The sequence below is a fragment of the Halomonas sp. SCS19 genome (assembly GCF_040147015.1).
GTDB lineage: Bacteria > Pseudomonadota > Gammaproteobacteria > Pseudomonadales > Halomonadaceae > Halomonas > Halomonas litopenaei.
On sequence record NZ_JAMSHN010000001.1, the window covers coordinates 1,619,578 to 1,637,121 of the forward strand.

Annotated in this window: 14 protein-coding genes; 7 read left to right on the top strand and 7 right to left on the bottom strand. The window is 66.0% G+C overall.

Annotated features, from left to right (window positions below; genetic code table 11):
- Window positions 1–127: 127 nt before the first annotated feature.
- From NFH97_RS06925 to NFH97_RS06935, 3 genes are read right to left on the bottom strand one after another with little or no spacing between them, the layout of a single operon-like run.
- Window positions 128–784, bottom strand: a complete 657-nt coding sequence (locus tag NFH97_RS06925; protein WP_349624594.1) for a LutC/YkgG family protein — start codon at window positions 782–784, stop codon at window positions 128–130.
- A complete protein-coding gene (locus NFH97_RS06930; RefSeq protein ID WP_349624595.1) occupies window positions 781–2,211 on the bottom strand; it encodes a LutB/LldF family L-lactate oxidation iron-sulfur protein in 1,431 nt (476 codons plus the stop codon). Before NFH97_RS06930 ends, NFH97_RS06925 begins: the two co-directional genes overlap by 4 nt.
- Window positions 2,208–2,963 (bottom strand): (Fe-S)-binding protein, encoded by a 756-nt coding sequence (locus tag NFH97_RS06935; protein WP_045992224.1) that lies wholly within the window; start codon window positions 2,961–2,963, stop codon window positions 2,208–2,210. Before NFH97_RS06935 ends, NFH97_RS06930 begins: the two co-directional genes overlap by 4 nt.
- A 428-nt stretch (window positions 2,964–3,391) precedes the next feature.
- Here NFH97_RS06935 and NFH97_RS06940 point away from each other — a divergent pair, with 428 nt between their 5' ends.
- The 3 genes from NFH97_RS06940 to NFH97_RS06950 are packed head-to-tail and all read left to right on the top strand — an operon-like array spanning window position 3,392 to window position 7,452.
- The gene (locus NFH97_RS06940; protein ID WP_045992225.1) at window positions 3,392–4,168 is read left to right on the top strand and encodes a GntR family transcriptional regulator; all 777 of its coding nucleotides are present in this window, start codon (window positions 3,392–3,394) and stop codon (window positions 4,166–4,168) included.
- 3 nt (window positions 4,169–4,171) lie between these two features.
- Complete coding sequence (locus tag NFH97_RS06945; RefSeq protein ID WP_287163486.1) at window positions 4,172–6,067, top strand: sensor histidine kinase; 1,896 nt, start codon at window positions 4,172–4,174, stop codon at window positions 6,065–6,067.
- Window positions 6,064–7,452, top strand: a complete 1,389-nt coding sequence (locus NFH97_RS06950) for a sigma-54-dependent transcriptional regulator (protein WP_213227304.1) — start codon at window positions 6,064–6,066, stop codon at window positions 7,450–7,452. The genes NFH97_RS06945 and NFH97_RS06950 overlap by 4 nt, the downstream gene beginning before the upstream one ends.
- Here NFH97_RS06950 and NFH97_RS06955 read toward each other — a convergent pair.
- The 3 genes from NFH97_RS06955 to NFH97_RS06965 form a co-directional block, all read right to left on the bottom strand.
- Window positions 7,416–8,099 (bottom strand): metal-dependent hydrolase, encoded by a 684-nt coding sequence (locus NFH97_RS06955; protein ID WP_045992228.1) that lies wholly within the window; start codon window positions 8,097–8,099, stop codon window positions 7,416–7,418. The two genes, NFH97_RS06950 and NFH97_RS06955, sit on opposite strands and share 37 nt — an antisense overlap.
- 152 nt (window positions 8,100–8,251) lie before the next feature.
- Window positions 8,252–8,839, bottom strand: a complete 588-nt coding sequence (locus tag NFH97_RS06960) for a gamma carbonic anhydrase family protein (RefSeq protein WP_287163491.1) — start codon at window positions 8,837–8,839, stop codon at window positions 8,252–8,254.
- 41 nt (window positions 8,840–8,880) lie between these two features.
- Window positions 8,881–10,221: a sodium-dependent transporter gene (locus NFH97_RS06965; RefSeq protein WP_287163492.1), complete on the bottom strand. Its 1,341-nt coding sequence runs from the start codon at window positions 10,219–10,221 to the stop codon at window positions 8,881–8,883.
- 111 nt (window positions 10,222–10,332) lie between these two features.
- On the opposite strand from NFH97_RS06965, the gene prlC reads away from it, so the two are divergent.
- The 4 genes from prlC (at window position 10,333) to NFH97_RS06985 (ending at window position 16,220) form a co-directional block, all read left to right on the top strand.
- Complete coding sequence (gene prlC / locus NFH97_RS06970; RefSeq protein ID WP_287163495.1) at window positions 10,333–12,381, top strand: oligopeptidase A; 2,049 nt, start codon at window positions 10,333–10,335, stop codon at window positions 12,379–12,381.
- Between the two features lie 60 nt (window positions 12,382–12,441).
- Complete coding sequence (locus tag NFH97_RS06975) at window positions 12,442–12,690, top strand: YheV family putative zinc ribbon protein (RefSeq protein WP_108449991.1); 249 nt, start codon at window positions 12,442–12,444, stop codon at window positions 12,688–12,690.
- Between the two features lie 277 nt (window positions 12,691–12,967).
- Entirely contained in the window at window positions 12,968–13,960 is a 993-nt protein-coding gene (locus NFH97_RS06980) for a TAXI family TRAP transporter solute-binding subunit (protein ID WP_045992233.1), read from the top strand.
- A gap of 73 nt (window positions 13,961–14,033) precedes the next feature.
- Window positions 14,034–16,220, top strand: coding sequence for a TRAP transporter permease (locus NFH97_RS06985; protein WP_124805095.1), 2,187 nt, complete (start codon window positions 14,034–14,036; stop codon window positions 16,218–16,220).
- 246 nt (window positions 16,221–16,466) lie between these two features.
- Here NFH97_RS06985 and metF read toward each other — a convergent pair whose 3' ends face one another.
- On the bottom strand, window positions 16,467–17,315 hold the full coding sequence (gene metF / locus NFH97_RS06990) for a methylenetetrahydrofolate reductase [NAD(P)H] (RefSeq protein WP_108131758.1): 849 nt from the start codon (window positions 17,313–17,315) through the stop codon (window positions 16,467–16,469).
- Window positions 17,316–17,544: the final 229 nt, after the last annotated feature.

Below are 17,544 nucleotides of genomic sequence, written 5' to 3' on the forward strand. Positions count from 1 at the left end.
GTTGAATTTCGCTTCCTGCGCCGACAACAGAACATCGTCGGGAACGCACACTATAGCCAACTTGCATGACGCGCGTCAGGACGCAAACCACTCCGATGTCGCAGGTGTCGCACGCGAGCACGGTGAATCAGGCGTCGCGCAGGATGACCACCAGTTCTCTTGGACCGTGTACGCCGTAAGCCAGCGTCTGCTCGATATCCGAGGTCTTGCTCGGCCCCGAGATCAGCAGCGCATTGGTCGGCATGGCGCTCGCCCAGCCTTGCCCGGTGACGACATCGAAGAAGGTGTCTTCGACGCTGTCGGCATCGAGCACGGCGATATGCAAAGGCGGCACCAGGCTCAGCAGACGCGGTTCATCCGGGGTCGGCCACAGCCACAGACTGCCGGTCTCGGCGATGGCGCCACGGGTGGACGTAAGGCCAGCCTCGACGCCGTCGAACAGCTCACGCTTCCAGCCCTCGATGTCACGGTCGGCGTCGACCAGTTCGACCTCATGATCCGCCAGGGCCTCACGGGCCTGCTGCGCTACCGGATGCTCCCGGCCCAGCGCCAGGCGCTTGACGCCTTTGTCCGCCAGCACCTTGGCGAGGGTCTCGGTCCAGCCGGCAGAGTCACAGTGAATCACCTCACCATGCACCGAGGAGATCCAGTGCTCGAAGCGCTCGAGTCGTTCGTGGCGCGACCACTGGCGCCCGGTGACCACGCCGAAGTCGCTGTCGGGGGCCGACAGCGGTCCGCCCTGGCGATCGCGCAGGCGACCCAGAATGTTGTCTCTGGCACTCATTCGCCCTGCTCCTTGCGATGACGCTTGATCAGCGTGTGAAGTGACGTCTTGGCCGGCTTCGGGGCGCTGCGGTACTCCGTCCAGGGCCCCAGGTGGGACGGCGCCAGCGCACGGAAGCTGCCGGCGACCAGGGTAGCGCCTCGCCAGGCTCCGGGATGGGTAGCCAGCCACTGCCAGCTCTTCCACGCGGCGACCTCCTTGCGCGAGCGCTTGACCCCGGCACCGGGCACATTGCCGACGCCGTCGCCCACGGCCTCACGCCGCAGACGCACCAGCAGGTCCGGTATCGGTATCTTGACCGGGCACACCTCACCGCAGGCGCCGCACAGGCTCGACGCCGACGGTAGATCCTTGGTCGCTTCAAGCCCCATCAGGTGCGGCATCAGGATGGCGCCGATCGGCCCCGGGTAGGTGGTGCCGTAGGTGTGACCGCCGACCCGGGTGTACACCGGGCAGTGGTTCATGCAGGCGCCGCAACGGATGCAGCGCAGGGTGTCGAGCAGTTCATCGTCCTGGTAGACCCGCGAGCGACCGCTGTCGACCAGCACCAGATGCACCTCTTCGGGGCCGTCATGTTCGTCGGCCTTGCGTGGAGAACTGATCATGTTGAAGTAGGTAGTCACGTGCTGGCCGGTGGCAGAGCGCGTCAGCAGGGCGTAGAGCGGCGGCACGTCGGCCAGGTGCTCGACCACCTTCTCGATGCCGGTCACGGCGATGTGCACCGGCGGCGCGGTGGTGGTCAGGCGCCCGTTGCCTTCGTTCTCCACCAGGCACAGGGTACCGGTCTCGGCCACCGCGAAATTGACCCCGGACACCCCGACATCCGCCGTCATGAAACGCTCGCGCAGCTGGGCCCTGGCCGCTGCGGTCATCGCGTCCACGTCGGTGGTGCGTTCGGTCCCGGTGCGCTCGTGCATGATGTCGGAGATTTCACCGGTGTTGAGGTGAATCGCCGGCATGATGATATGAGACGGCGTCTGCTCATTGAGCTGCACCAGATACTCGCCCAGATCCGACTCCAGGGCATCGATGCCCGCCTTCTCCAGATGGGCGTTCAGGTGCATTTCCTCGGACACCATGGACTTGCCCTTGATCACCGAGGACGCGCCATGACGCTGACATATCTCGGTGATCAGCTCGCAGGCCTGCTCGCCGTTCTCCGCCCAGTGAACGCGGATGCCGTTGGCCTCGCAGTTGGCCTCGAGCTGTTCGAGCAGGTCGGGCAGCTTCGACAGTGCACGTAGCCGGATATTGGCCCCCAGCTCACGCAGGGTCTCCAGGTCCCAGTCGTCGAAGGCCTTGCGCCGCTTGCCCATCAGGCCGTCCATCGCCTTGCGGAAGTTGGCACGGATCTGCGGATTCTCCAGCGCCTCGTGGGCCTGGCGATGGAACGCCTGGGGGGTAAAGGTCTGAACAGGCTGGCTCATGAGGTCCTCCGCCACAGATAGGAAGCGATGTGCTCGCCTTCGAGCGTGCTGTCGCGGTGGGCCAGACGCCCGGCGATGTTCATCAGACAGCCACAGTCGGAGGTCACGAAACGCTCTGCGCCGGCGGCTTCGATGGCACGACTCTTGTCTTCGACCATGGCACCGGACACCTCCGGATGGCGCACCGCAAAAGTCCCGCCGAATCCACAGCATTCGCTGGCCCGCTCCTGCTCCACCAGCTCGACCTGGCCAAGCTTGGCCAGCAGCGCGGGGCCGGTCTCGGCGAGGCCCATTTCGCGACGGGCGCTGCACGAGGTATGCATGGCAACCTTCTCCGGCGCGCCTCGATCCTCAAGCGTCAGGTGGCAGACGTGGACCAGGAATTCGGTCAGTTCGAACACCCGATCGGCGACCTCCCTGGCCCTTGCCTCCTCGGGGGTGCCGGCAAACAGCGAGGGATAGTGGGTGCGCATCATGCCGCCACAGGAGCCCGACGGCACGATGATCGGCCAGGGCTCGGGAAACAGGTCGAGCTGGGCCCTGGCCACCGCCCGGGCCTCGGTGTGGTAACCAGAGGTGTAGGCGGGCTGGCCGCAGCAGGTCTGGTCGTCGGGGAAGATCACCTCGATCCCTTCACGCTCGAGCAGCCGAACGGCATCGAGGCCAGCCTCGGGATAGAGCATGTCGATCAGACAGGTTCCGAACAGGTAGACCTTGTCGGGGCGAGGGGGATAAAGCTTGACGGCGGTCATCGCGGGGTCCTCAGGGTCAGGCACGGCAGGACGTTGTCGTTGTTCCCGGTATCAATAGCGGCACAACAGAGGCGAGCAGGCTACCGCTGCACGCCTCGTCTGGACCGCCGGAACCGAGGCCCCCGGAGCATCATCGGTCTTGCCAACGACCGCCAGGGATAGAGTTGGAGTAAATTGGTAAAACCAATTGACAACGCCGAATCTAGGCACAGTAGGTTCGCTCTTCCAGAGTGTCAAACCAGACGCCGATTTTTGCTCGGACTTTGCGCTATACTTTGGTCTATGTCCCGATGGCTGTGAACGTAACAGGTTGATAATCTGGGAAGAACGAGGATCAGGACAGGCAACAGGACAACCCCGTTTATTGGTAATACCAATTAGTTGTCGTTACACTGGCGGCCTCGTTCCCACGTCGATGATAAACCGCCATGGCCTACCAGCCCGTGCGCCAGCCTCGCCTGGCCGATGTGATCACCGAGCGCCTCGAGGCGCTGATTCTGGAAGGCAGCCTGACCCCCGGCCAGCGCCTGCCCCCCGAACGCGAACTGGCCGAGCGCTTCGGTGTCTCGCGCCCGTCGTTGCGCGAAGCGATCCAGAAACTGGCCGCCCGCGGCCTGCTGGTCAGCCGCCAGGGCGGTGGCACCTATATCACCGAGGCCCTCAACAGCGGCTACAGCGACCCGCTGCTGGAAATGCTGTCTCGCCACGGCGAGTTCCACCTGGACCTGCTCGAATTCCGTGACGCCATGGAAGGCCTGTCAGCCTACTATGCGGCGCTGCGCTCGACACCCACCGACAGGGCGCTGTTGATTCAGCGCTTCGAAGAGCTCGAGACGTCCTTTCTCGGCGAGGACCCCCAAGGTGAGGCCAAGGCCGACGCCGCCTTTCACCTGGCGATCGCCGAGTCCGCCCACAACGTCCTTCTGCTGCACACCATTCGCGGCATCTTCCACCTGCTGGAACGCAGTATCGTCGACAATCTCGCCCATCTGTTCGAGAAGCCAGAGGCACGCCCCCGCCTGATGCAGCAGCATCGGGCACTGCTCGACGCCATCCTCGAGGGGCGCGCCGAAGACGCCCAGGCGCTGGCCCACGAACACCTGGTCTACGTCGAAGAGGGTCTGCTCGAGATGGAGCGCGCCGAGACCCGCTCGCAGCGAGCGTTGCGGCGAGCCCAGGTCATGCCGCCGCGCCGGTCGCGCTAGTCGATGCGCCGCTGGTCACGCTGGCTGAATCGTCGCACCCTGGCGCTGGCGCTGGCGCTGGGTCTCGCCCTGGTGCTGTGGCAGAGCGCCACCCTGGCTCGTGAGCAGGCGCTGGCCTCGCTCAAGCGTGATGCCGATACCGAACTCAGGCTTTCCGCCACTGGCCTGACCGGTTACCTGTCACGCCACGAATACCTGCCGGAACTGCTTGCCACCCGGGAAACCGTCAAGCGATACCTGAGCGCCCCGGACGGCCAGGACGTGATGCCGCTCAACCGACTGCTCAACCGTTTCCGGAGTACCACCGGCGTCTCCGACATCTACCTGCTCGACGCCGAGGGCACCACCCTGGCGGCCAGCAACTGGCACCGCCCCGACAACTTCATCGGCCAGAACTATCGTTTTCGCCCCTACTATCAGGACGCCATCGCCGGGCACTACGGCCGCTTCCACGGCCTCGGCGTGGTATCGATGGATCGCGGCTACTACTTCTCGGCACCGGTCTGGCTCGACGAAGTCAATCCCGACGCCACCCCGGCCGGGGTGATGGTGGTCAAGGTCCGCGTCGATACGCTGGAGGCGAGCTGGCAGAGTCCGGGGACCAGCCTGCTGGTGGTGGATCAGAACGGTATCGTGTTCATGGCCAGCCAACCCGAGCTGCGCCTGACCTCTCTCACCCCGCTGGCGCCACCGCGCCTGGCCGAGCTGCGCGACTCGCGGCGTTACGCCGATGAAGCACTGAAGCCGAGCGGCCTCGAGGTCGTCGATCACCTCGCCAACGACGCCAGACTGGTGGGCTTCGACAGCGGCCCGTTGGCGTCCGGGCACTACCTTGGCGTCACTCGGGACTTTCCCACCCTGGGCTGGCAGATGCATATCCTCAAGCCCATGGCCCCGGTGATCGAGGCCCAGTGGCAGGCGATGCTGATGGGGGGTGGTCTATACGGCCTGCTGGCACTGGCCGGAGGCATCGGCTGGCAGCGCCACCGACTGCGCCGGGAGCGCGAAGCCTTCGCCGAGCGTGAGCGCACCACCCTGGCGCAAGCCCGTGACGAGCTCGAGCGCAACGTGGCCAGCCGGACCCGCGACCTGCTCGCCACCAATCGCCGGCTATCCGACGAGATCGAGGAGCGCCGGCGCACCGAGGCGACCCTGCGCCAGACCCGTGACGAGCTGACCCAGGCCGCCAAGCTGGCGGTGCTCGGCCAGCTCGCCGCCGGCATCAACCACGAGCTCAATCAACCACTGGCGGCCATCCGCGCCTACGCCGAGAACGCCCGGGGCTTTCTCGCCCGACAGCGCCACGACACCGTCGACGCCAACCTCGGCGAGATTATCGAACTCACCGGCCGCATGGCCGAGATCAGCGCCCAGTTGCGCCAGTTCTCGCGCAAGAGCGGTGAGCCGCCAAGCCCGGTGTCGACCCGCGCCTGCCTCGACTACGCCTTGCGCCTGTTCAAGGCACGCCTCGGCGAGCAGCAGGTCGAGGTGGTGTTCGACACCCCGGAGGAAGCGCCCTGGGTACTGGCCGACCTGGTCAGACTCGAGCAGGTGCTGGTCAACCTGATCGGCAATGCGCTCCAGGCCATGGCACAGACGCCGTCACCACAGCTGATACTGGGCGTGGCCGCCGCCGATGGCCGCGTCAGGCTATGGGTCGACGACAACGGCCCCGGCGTCCCCGAGGACCAGCGCCGCCAGGTGTTCGAGCCCTTCTACACCACCAAGGCCCCCGGCGCCGGACTGGGGCTCGGGCTGTCCATCTCCGCACGGATCATCGATGATCTCGGCGGCCGCCTGCAGGCCGGTGTCTCGCCTCTGGGCGGAGCACGCTTTACCATCGAGCTGCCCCAGGCCGAGCACGTCCTCCCGCCCCACGATGAGAGCCACGCCACATGACCGACGAAGCCCCCGTGATGATCATCGACGACGAAGAGCACCTGAGGGTCACCCTGGGCCAGACGCTGGAACTGGCCGGCTATCGACCGCTGCCCTTTCCCAGCGCCGAACAGGCCTTGGCCACCCTGGACCGGGACTTCAGCGGGGTGGTGATCAGCGATATCCGCATGCCCGGCATGGACGGCATGAGCCTGCTCAGAGAGATTCGTCAGCGCGATCCGGACCTGCCGGTGGTACTGATCACCGGTCATGGCGACGTATCCACCGCGGTGGAAGCCATGCGGGAAGGCGCCTGGGACTTTCTCGAGAAGCCGTTTCCCGGTGAACGCCTGGGCGAGGTCGTGCGGCGAGGCGTCGAGAAGCGTCGACTGAGCCTGGAAAACCGCTTCCTCAAGGCCGAGCTCGAGGCCCAGCAGACCGCGCCAGGCCCACGCCTGGTAGGGCGCACCCCGGCGATCAAGCGGCTGTCGTCGATGGTCCAGCGCATCAGTCAGGTCGAGGCCGACGTGCTGCTGTTCGGCGAGACCGGCGCCGGCAAGGACCTGGTGGCCCGCGCGATCCACGAGCGCAGCGCCCGCGGCGGCAAGCCCTTCGTCGCCATCAACTGCGGCGCGGTGCCCGAGAGCACCATCGAGTCCGAGCTGTTCGGCCACGAGAAAGGCGCCTTTACCGGCGCGGTGGAGCGGCGCATCGGCAAGTTCGAGCATGCCGCCGGCGGCACCGTCTTCCTCGACGAGATCGAGTCCATGCCGCTGGCGCTGCAGGTCAAGCTGCTGCGGGTACTGCAGGAGCGCCAGGTCGAGCGCCTGGGCAGCAATACCCCGGTGACACTCGACATTCGGGTGATCGCCGCCACCAAGATCGACCTCAAGGCGGCCGCCGAGGCCGGCGAGTTCCGCGAGGACCTGTACTACCGCCTCAACGTGGTGACCCTGATGATTCCGCCGCTGCGCGAGCGCCGCGAGGATATCCCGCTGCTGTTTCACCACTTCGCCGCGGTGGCCGCCAGCCGCAGCGGCATGGAGGCGCCACCGCTGGACGCGGCCGGCGTCACCGCGCTGCTGGCCCACGACTGGCCCGGCAACGCCCGTGAGCTACGCAACCTGGCGGAGCGCTACGTGCTGCTCGGCAGCACCTGCGACTACCGCCTCGACGCCTTGATGGAAGGCGTCGGCAGCGACGGTGGCGAGCTGCCGCTGCCCCAGCAGGTGGAGCTGTTCGAGAAACAGCTGGTCAGCCAGTCGCTGGCCCGCCACCACGGCCGTATCAACGAGGTCTGCGAGCACCTGGGACTCCCGCGAAAGACCCTCTACGACAAGCTCAAGAAGCACGCCCTCAAGCCCGACGACTATCGCCAGCGCCCCGACACCAGCGCCACGCCCTGATCGACCAGCCCCTGCAGCGCGTCCCAGGACGGCAGCCAGGGCGCCAGACTCAGGGTCACGCACAGCATCGCCAGAGAGTTGCCGGGATCGCCCCAGTCAAACGGTTTGAAGGCGGTACCGAAGGAGCGTTTCAGTCGCGCCCCGTTCAGATCCACGCTGTAAAGCTCATCGAGCAACAGATGGATGGCAAAGCCAAAGGTCAGGGCGCCGCCGTGGGCCCAGGCCATGGCGTCCGGTGGTGCGAACAGATGGTGGCTGAGCGCCGCGGTCGCCAGGCCGCACATGGCCGCGGCCAGTAGCGAGTGCCAGAGCCCCCGGTGGACGGTGAAGCGGGCAAAGATCGCGCCGGCCACATAGCGCACCGCCAGATAGATGGCGCCGCACACCAGCAGCAAGGTGCCGTCGGAGAAGCGCTCCTGCAGCATCACCGCGCCGGCCACCACCGCCGGCACCGCCATCAGATTGAAGATCAGCCGGATCGCCTTGGAGCTGTCGGAGTCGATATCGGGGAGGATGCCGCCCAGGGTCGTCAGCGCCAGCATCGGCAGGCTGTCGAGCGCCGACCATAGCCCCGCCTGCCAGCCACCATGGGCCAGCACCGCGCCGCCGGCGGCGGCCACGCTGAGGTGGGTGCGGAAGTTGGCCATGCCGGGCGGGCTCCTCGAAAAGGCATATACTGGATAAATGACCAGATTATCGCCCGGCAGTTCAATAGAAACAATTGGTTGGAAACATACTGGATAAAAAAACACGGACCTGCGCGGGCAGATCCGTGTTCTTCACCACTGCGGCTCTGTCGTCAGCCCTGGGCCGAGGCCAGGTACTGATCCTTGAGCTTGACGTAGTTGCCTGCGGTGTAGGGGAAGAAGGCGCGCTCTGAATCCTTCAGCGGGCGCAGCGCCTTGGCCGGGTTGCCGGCGTAGACGTGGCCGCTTTCCAGGCGCTTGCCGGGGGGCACCACCGCACCGGCGGCGATGATCACCTCGTCCTCGACCACTGCCCCGTCCATGACGATGGCGCCCATGCCGACCAGGATCCGATTGCCCAGGGTACAGCCATGCAGCACCGCCTTGTGGCCGATGGTGACTTCATCGCCGATGGTCAGCGGCCAGCCGCCTTGATTGAAGTCGCTGGCGTGGGTGATGTGCAGCACGCTGCCGTCCTGCACGCTGGTGCGCGAGCCGATGCGAATCCGGTGCATGTCACCGCGAATCACCGCCATCGGCCACACCGAACAGTCGTCTCCCAACTCCACGTCACCCAATACCATGCACTGGGGGTCGATATAGACCCGCGTGCCCAGCCTGGGGCTTACGCCCTGCCAGGAACGGATCACCGGATAACCCGGCGCACCATCGTGCGCTTCCGTTGCCACCCTGTCTGCCATCGCTGTCTCTCCTGAAGGTTGTGCGCCGGTCGGTCGCGGCACTACAGCAGACCGCTGAACAGCACCACCAGTACCAGCGGAATCGATACCCAGCGTACCACGGCGCGCCACACGCGAAAGCCATTGGGCCCCGCATCCAGCGCCCGCAGCGCTTCCTGTTCAGGCATCACCCAGGCGGCAAAGATGGCGATCAACAGACCGCCCAGCGGCAGGAATATCTCCGGCGGGATGGTGCTGACCACGCCGAAGAAGTTCATCTCGCCGATCAGCTGGACATCGCTCAGACTCGAGAACGACAGCACGCACAACAGCCCCACCAGCCATACGCACAGGCCCACCACCAGGGCGGCCATGCGCCGCGACAGCCCCCAGCCCACCAGGGTCGAGACCATCGGTTCGGCCAGGTTGATCGATGAAGTCCAGGTCGCCAGCAGCAGCAGCAGGAAGAAAAGTCCCAGCCAGAAGGGACCACCGGGCAGCTCGGCGAAGGCCACCGGCAGGGTCACGAATACCAGTCCTGGACCCTCCCCCGGATCCATGCCCTGGGTGAACACCACCGAGAAGATCGCAATACCGGCCAGCAGCGCCACCAGCACATCAAGTACCGCCACCGCGCCGGCGGCGCCAGGCAGGCTCTGGTGGTCGGGCATATAGGCGCCGTAGGCCATCAGCGCGCAGGCCCCCACCGCCAGGGTGAAGAAGGCATGTCCCATGGCGTGCACCAGCACCATCGGCGTCAGCGCCGAGAAATCCGGGGTGAACAGCCAGGCCATGGCCGGACCGAAGCCGTCCATGGTCACGGCGTGGCCGGCCAGCACGATCAGCAGCAGGTAGAGCGCCGGCATCAGCAGGTTATTGAGGCGCTCCAAGCCCTTGGCCACGCCGGCGGCGACCACCACCATGGTCATCACCAGAAACAGCGTATGGTTGAGCGTCATCCGCAGCGGGTCAGCCAGGAAGGCGTCGAAGCCTGCGCCGATTTGCGGCGCGCTCTGGCCAGCGAAGCCTCCGCTGAAGGCCTTGACCATAAAGTCGATGGACCAGCCGGACACCACCGAGTAAAACGACAGGATACAGAACACCGTAAAGGCGCCGAACAGCCCCAGCCACTTCCAGTGGCTCGAGGTGCCGCGCTGACGCGCAAGCTCAGCGAGCGACTGCATCGGGCTGCGCCGACCGGCCCGGCCGATCATGATCTCTGCCATCATCACCGGCAGGCCCAGCACCACCACGAAGCCTACATAGAGCAGCAGGAAGGCGGCGCCCCCGTTCTCCCCGGTGATGTAGGGGAAGCGCCAGATATTGCCAAGACCGACGGCGGCCCCGGTCACGGCCAGGATAAAGGCGCGGCGCGAACTCCAGCGTTCCAGCGTTTGGTTCATGGTCTTTCGGTGTCCAGATCGAGAAAAACGAAGGCCGCAAGACTAGCACATTGAAACCGCCGGCAGTCGCCCGCATTTACTGAACCATTGTCGAATTCCCGAGAGGTGCCCATGTCCCGCAATCCGCTACTAGAACGCCACACCCTGCCGCCCTTCGGCGAAATTCGCCCGGAGCACGTCGCCCCTGCGGTGGAAGCACTGCTCGAGGAGCTGCGCGAAGGCGTCGAGAAGCTGGTGGCCGAAGCCGAGCGCGACACCCCCAGCTGGGACAGCCTGGCGGCGCCGCTGGAAGAGATGAGCGATCGCCTGGCCCAGGCCTGGTCGCCGGTATCGCACCTCAACTCGACCATGAGCACACCGGAGCTGCGCGAGGCCCACGACGGCTGCCTCGAGAAGCTCTCCGCCTACAGCACCTGGATCGGCCAGCACGAAGGCCTGTTCCGCGCCTGGCAGGCGCTCAAGGACAGCCCGGCCTTCGCCGAGCTCGACGAGGCTCGCCAGCGCTCGGTGGACAACGCCCTGCGTGACTTCCGCCTGGCCGGCGTCGACCTGCCGGCAGACAAGAAACAGCGCTCGGCGGAAATCCGCACGCGCCTGTCGAGTCTGTCGAGCACCTTCTCCAACCAGCTGCTTGACGCGACCCAGGCCTGGGCGCTGGAACTCGACGATGACAGCCGTCTGGCCGGCCTGCCCCAGAGCGCCCTGGACACCCTGGCGGCCAACGCCGAGGCCAAGGGCAACAAGGGCTATCGCATCACCCTGGACTTCCCCAGCTTCTTCCCGGTGCTGAGCTACGCCGAAGACCGCGAACTGCGCCGTGAGGTCTACACCGCCTTCGTCACCCGGGCCTCCGAGAAGGGCCCCAACGCAGGCGAGTACGACAACGCCCCGATCATGGAAGAGACCCTGGCGCTGCGCCGCGAGATGGCCGAGCTGCTGGGCTTCTCCAGCTACGCCGACTACTCGCTGGCGACCAAGATGGCCGACAGCCCCAGCGAGGTCATCGGCTTCCTAGACGACCTGGCCAGACGGGCCCTGCCCCAGGGCCAGCAGGAGTTCAGCGAGCTCGAGGCCTTTGCCCGTGACGAGCTGGGGCTCGAGGAACTCGCCCCCTGGGATGTGGGCTACGCCAGCGAGAAACTGCGCGAGGCCCGCTACGCCATCTCCCAGGAGCAGCTGCGCCCCTACTTCCCTGCGCCCAAGGCGGTCGCCGGGCTGTTCAGCGTGGTCGAGCGCCTCTACGGCGTGCAGGTCGAGCAGGATCCCGACGCCCCCAGCTACCACGAGGACGTCAGCTTCTACCGGGTGCTCGAGAACGGCCAGCCCATCGCCGGCTTCTATCTTGATCTCTACGCCCGGGAAGGCAAGCGCGGCGGCGCCTGGATGGACGAGTGCCGGGTGCGTCGTCTTCATGGCGTCGAGCTGCAGCTGCCGGTGGCCTACCTGACCTGCAACTTCACCCGCCCGGTGGGCGACAAGCCGGCGCTGTTGACCCACGACGAGGTCACCACCCTGTTCCACGAGTTCGGCCACGGCCTGCACCATATGCTCACCCGCCAGGAGGTGGCCGACGTCTCGGGCATCAACGGGGTGGCCTGGGACGCGGTGGAATTGCCGAGCCAGTTCATGGAGAACTTCTGCTGGGAGCGTGAAGGGCTGGATCTGATCTCCGGCCACGTCGACACCGGCGAGCCGCTGCCCGACGAGCTGTTCGACAAGCTCACCGCGGCCAAGAACTTCCAGTCCGCCATGGGCATGCTGCGCCAGGTCGAGCTGTCGCTGTTCGACTTCCGCCTGCATCTGGAGCCGGCCGCGCCGTCTGCCGCCGACATCCAGGCGCTGCTGGACGATGTCCGCGCCAAGGTCTCGGTGGTACCGCGGGTCGAATTCAACCGCTTCCAGAACAGCTTCGGCCACATCTTCGCCGGTGGCTATGCGGCGGGCTACTACAGCTACAAGTGGGCCGAGGTGCTGTCCGCCGACGCCTGGAGTGCCTTCGAGGAGGCCGGCACCTTCGACGCCGAAACCGGCGCTCGCTTCCGCCGCGAGATCCTCGAGCAGGGCGGTGCCAGAGACGCCGCCGAGCTGTTCAAGGCCTTCCGCGGCCGCGAGCCGAGCATCGAACCGCTGCTGCGCCACAGCGGCATCCGCGCCGCCTGACCATCCGTCTCGTCGACGCCCCCGCCGCCAGCAGGGGCGTTGCCATTTATGGAGACCGACATGACCGTCAAGAAACGCTTTATTGCCGGCGTCGTCTGCCCCCGCTGCGCCGCCATGGACCGGATCCGCGCCTGGGAGCAGAACGGCGTGCGCTACCGTGAGTGCGTCAGCTGCGACTTCTTCGAACAGCTACCGATCGAGGACGACGTGGTCGAGGAGCTCGCCACCCGGGTCAACCGGGAGTCCGAAGCCCCCGCCACTGAAGAGATCCAGCCGGTTCGCATTCTCGACCCCGGCAAACGCCACTGATTCAGCACGCGACGCTTTCGCGCTCAAGGGTGTGCGGATATCCGCACACTCTAATTCGGCAAACGTGCGAAACTTCGGACAAAGGCCTTGTCGACATTTTCGACCAATGTCTAAAGCGCCTTTTATAACCAACTGATTTACAGATAAATTCTTGGGTCGGGCACACCCCTTGCGATACCTCTTGCGTTGACCGACGTCCGGTCAGGCTCGGTCTTGGCGTCTAGGCTTGAGACCGCAGCACGATAACCACAACGTCCATCGCATTGGGAGACATTGCATGAGCACCTCTACCCGGCTCCTCACCGGCGTCCTCGCCACCACCTTCGCCGGCACCCTGCTGGTGTCCGCTGCCGCCCAGGCAGACCGTGAAGACTGGCCCGAAAGCTTCACCGTGGGCACCGCGAGCCAGGGCGGCACCTACTTCGTCTACGGCTCCGGCTGGGCCAACCTGGTCGCCGACCAGCTCGGTCTGTCCGGCGGCGGCGAAGTCACCGGTGGCCCGACCCAGAACCTGGCGCTGGTGCACGGCGGCGACGTGGCCTTCGGCCTGACCACCATGGGTCCCGCCTCCGACGCGGTGAACGGCAAGAGCCCGCTGGCCCCCGGCGTGAAGATGGACAACGTCTGCGCCATGTTCCCGATGTACGAGACGCCGTTCTCCATCACCGCCCTGTCTGACAGCGGCATCACCTCGATCTCCGAGATTCCCGACGGCGCTCGTATCGGCTTCGGCCCGGCAGCCTCCACCTCCGACACCTACTTCCCGGCCATCCTCGAAGAGCTGGGCGTCAACTTCGATCGCCGCAACGGCGGCTGGTCTGACCTCGGCGGGCAGCTGCAGGACGGCCTGCTCGACGTGATCGCCTTCGCCGCCGGCATTCCGATCCCCGCGGTCAGCCAGCTCGAGGTGCAGACCGACGTCAACATCGTCGAATTCACCGAGGAAGAGCAGCAGCAGGTCCTCGACAAGTTCCCGGTCTCGGCCTTCCAGATCCCGGCCAGCACCTACACCACCCTCGAGGAAGACGCCCGTGCGGTGTCCATGTGGAACTTCGCCATCGCCGGCTGTGACCTGCCCGAAGACTTCGTCTACGAGGTCACCAAGCTGACCATGGAAAACAACGACAAGATGCTCGACGTGCACCGCAGTGCCGCGACCACCATTCCCGAGAACATTCAGTACAACACCGTGCTGCCGTTCCACCCCGGCGCCGCGCGCTGGTACGAGGAAAACGGCTACGAGATCGATCCGTCCATGATCAAGCAGTAATCAGGATCACCCGCCCGCGGCCAGTCCGCGGGCGGGCACCCGGCCGGTCGTCCGTTTCTCAAGGTATCGCTCCATGACCCACACCCCAGATTCTCCCCGCGACGAGGATGCGACCGACGCTTCGGTCGAACCCATCGTCGCCTCGGGCGTCGACGACGAAGCCGTCGAACCCAATCGCCGTGTCTTCCAGGGCGGCAAGTGGTGGCTGTTCGGCGTACTCGCCGTGGCCTACACCGTCTTTCACCTGGTCTCGCTCAATATCTACCCCATCGAGACCTGGTCGTTCCGCATCATCCATATCGCCGGCGCGCTGATCCTCGGCTTCGGCCTCTACACCGGCTCGCGCTTCGTCGAGGACGGCCAGGACGGTGCGCCGCGCTGGGCCAGCGTGATCGCCCTGGCGTTGCTGCTGCCCGCAGGCTACGCCCTGATCCAGGTGGTGCTGATGCAGCAGACCATGGCCGGCGGCGCCATGCGCATCGAGCCGGCCATCGAAAACTGGCACTACGGCGCCCCGCTGATCCTCGCCACCGTCGGCGCCATTGCGCTTTCCTGGTTTCCCCGTCAGGCCCGCCACCAATTGCTGCTGGCCGACGTCGTGTTGATGGTCTGCGCCGCCGCCGTGGCCGGCTACCTGCTGGTGGTCTTCAACAGTCCGCTGCGCGCCTCCACCGGCACCTCCTTCGCGCCCATGGGCATCAGCTGGGCCGCCATCTCCGGCTCGCTGCTGATCCTAGAGCTGACCCGCCGCGTCGCCGGTCTGGCGCTGGTGGTGATCTCCGCCATCTTCCTGGCCTACGTCTTCATGGGCCCCTGGCTGCCGGGCTTCCTCGGCTATCCGGGGCTGTCGCTGGGGCGCTTCTTCAGCCAGGTCTACACCGACGCCGGCATCCTCGGCCCGACCACGGCGGTGTCCTCCACCTATATCATCCTGTTCATCATCTTCGCGGCCTTCCTGCAGGCCTCCAAGGTCGGTGACTACTTCGTCAACTTCGCCTTCGCCGGCGCCGGTCGCGCCCGTGGCGGCCCCGCCAAGGTCTCGATCTTCGCCTCCGGCCTTATGGGCATGATCAACGGCACCAGCGCAGGTAACGTGGTGTCCACCGGCTCGCTCACCATCCCGCTGATGAAGAAGGTCGGCTATCCGGCCAGAAGCGCAGGCGCCATCGAGGCGGCCGCCTCCACCGGTGGCCAGATCATGCCGCCGATCATGGGTGCCGGCGCCTTCATCATGGCCGAGATCACCGGTATTCCTTATACCGAGATCGCGGTGGCCGCGCTGATCCCGGCGATCCTGTACTTCGCCTCTGTCTACTTCATGGTCGACTTCGAGGCGGCCCGCAAGGGCATGCGCGGCATGCGCAAGGAAGAGATTCCGCAGTTCTCCAAGCTGATCAAGCAGGTCTACCTGTTCGCCCCGATCATCATCCTGATCACAGCGCTGTTCATGGGCTACTCGGTGATCCGCGCAGGCACGCTGGCGACCGCCTCCGCCGCGGTGGTGAGCTGGCTGTCACCCCACAAGATGGGCATTCGTTCCATCCTGCGGGCCCTCAGCCTGGCCGGCACCATGTCGATCCAGATCATCGCGGTATGTGCCTGCGCCGGCCTGATCGTCGGCGTCATCGCCCTGACCGGCGTCGGCGCGCGCTTCTCGTCGCTGCTGCTGGGCCTGGCCGGTGTCAGCCAGCTGCTGGCGCTGTTCTTCGCCATGTGCATCTCGATCCTCTTGGGCATGGGCATGCCCACCACCGCCGCCTACGCGGTGGCAGCATCGGTGGTCGCCCCGGGCCTGATCGACATCGGCATCCAGCCGCTGGTGGCGCACTTCTTCGTGTTCTACTTCGCGGTGGTCTCGGCGATCACTCCGCCGGTGGCGCTGGCCTCCTACGCGGCGGCGGGTATCTCCGGCGACAACGCCATGGGCACCTCGGTGGCCTCGTTCAAGATCGGTCTGGCAGCCTTTATCGTGCCGTTCATGTTCTTCTACAGCCCGGCCATGCTGATGGAAGGCGACTGGCCCCAGATCCTGCGGGTCGGCACCACCGCCACCATCGGCATCGTGCTGCTGGCGGCCACCGTCCAGGCCTGGTTCTTCGGACCGGTGAAGGCCTGGCAGCGGCTGGTGATGCTGATCGGCGCCCTGTGCCTGATCTACGGCGGCATCGTCACCGACCTGGCAGGACTGGCCATCGCCATCGGTCTGTTCGTGATGCAGCGCGCCAGCGGCGGCGGTACCCGCAGCGCCACCGCAGGCTGAACCCGCCCCCCTTTAACCCCGCACCTTGAGCCCCGCCCTCTGGCCCCGCCCCATGGCGGGGCTTTTTCGTGCCTGGGGCTCCCCCATGACGACGGCCGCCCGCCGTTGGCCTGCCCCCAACGGCCAGGCTTCTTCGTTTTTCTACCCTCCCCCAGAACGACGTCGGCCCCGCACAGGGCGGGGCCGACGTTCTTGTTGTTGTGGTCGCGACTGGCTAGCGCGACCCGTCCAGCGTTGTTGTTGGTGTCATGAGCGGCCGGTGATGTTGTCGACGATCTTCAGCGTCGGCTCGGCCTGGTTGAGGGTGTAGAAGTGCAGTCCCGGGGCGCCGCCGTCGAGCAGGCGCTGGGCCAGGCGCGAGATCACCTCTTCGCCGAAGTCGGCGATGGCGGCGCTGTCATCACCGTACGCCTCGAGCTGCTTGCGAATCCAGCGCGGGATCTCGGCACCGCAGGCGTCGGAGAAGCGCGCCAGCTTGGAGTAGTTGGTGATCGGCATGATGCCGGGGATGATCGGTGCTTCCACGCCAAGCTGGCGAGCCCGCTCGACGAAGTGGAAGTAGGCGTCGGCGGTGAAGAAGTACTGGGTGATCGCCAGATTGGCACCGGCATTCATCTTGCGGGCAAAGTTCTGCAGATCCGACTCGAAGCTCGCCGCCTGGGGGTGAGACTCCGGGTAGGCCGCCACCGCAATCTCGAAGTGATCACCGGTCTCCTCGCGGATGAACTCCACCAGCTCGTTGGCGTAGCGCAGCTCGCCGATGCCGCCCATGCCGGAAGGCAGGTCACCGCGCAGGGCCACCAGGCTATTGATGCCCTGGGCCTTGTAGTCGGTCAGCAGCTCGCGCAGCTGGGCCTTCTCGCTGCCGACGCAGGACAGGTGCGGCGCGGTGGTGATGCCGCACTCGCGCACCGCATTGACGGTGGTAATGGTGCGATTCTGGGTGGAACCGCCGGCACCGTAGGTGACGGAAAAGAACCGCGGGTTGCGCTCGGCCAAGAGGTCCCGGTTGCGCATCAGCTTCTCCCGCCCGGCGTCGGTATTCGGGGGGAAGAATTCGAAGCTGATGCCCAGCGGGTGCTCTTGTGCGCTCATCTCGGGGTCCTCGTGAAGCGTGTCAGGCTACCGCAAATCGGCGGCCGTAAAGGTGATGGGTGCCATTGTGACGACTCGGCCTCACCCCGACCAATGAAAGTTTCGCGGGTAAACTTCAATTCTCTTCATATAAGAAAGGTGAGACTCATAACCATCTGTTCTAAAAAATGACCTCGGCAGCCGGCCCGGGCTGACACCGGCGCGCCCAGACGGCATGATACGGGGCCTG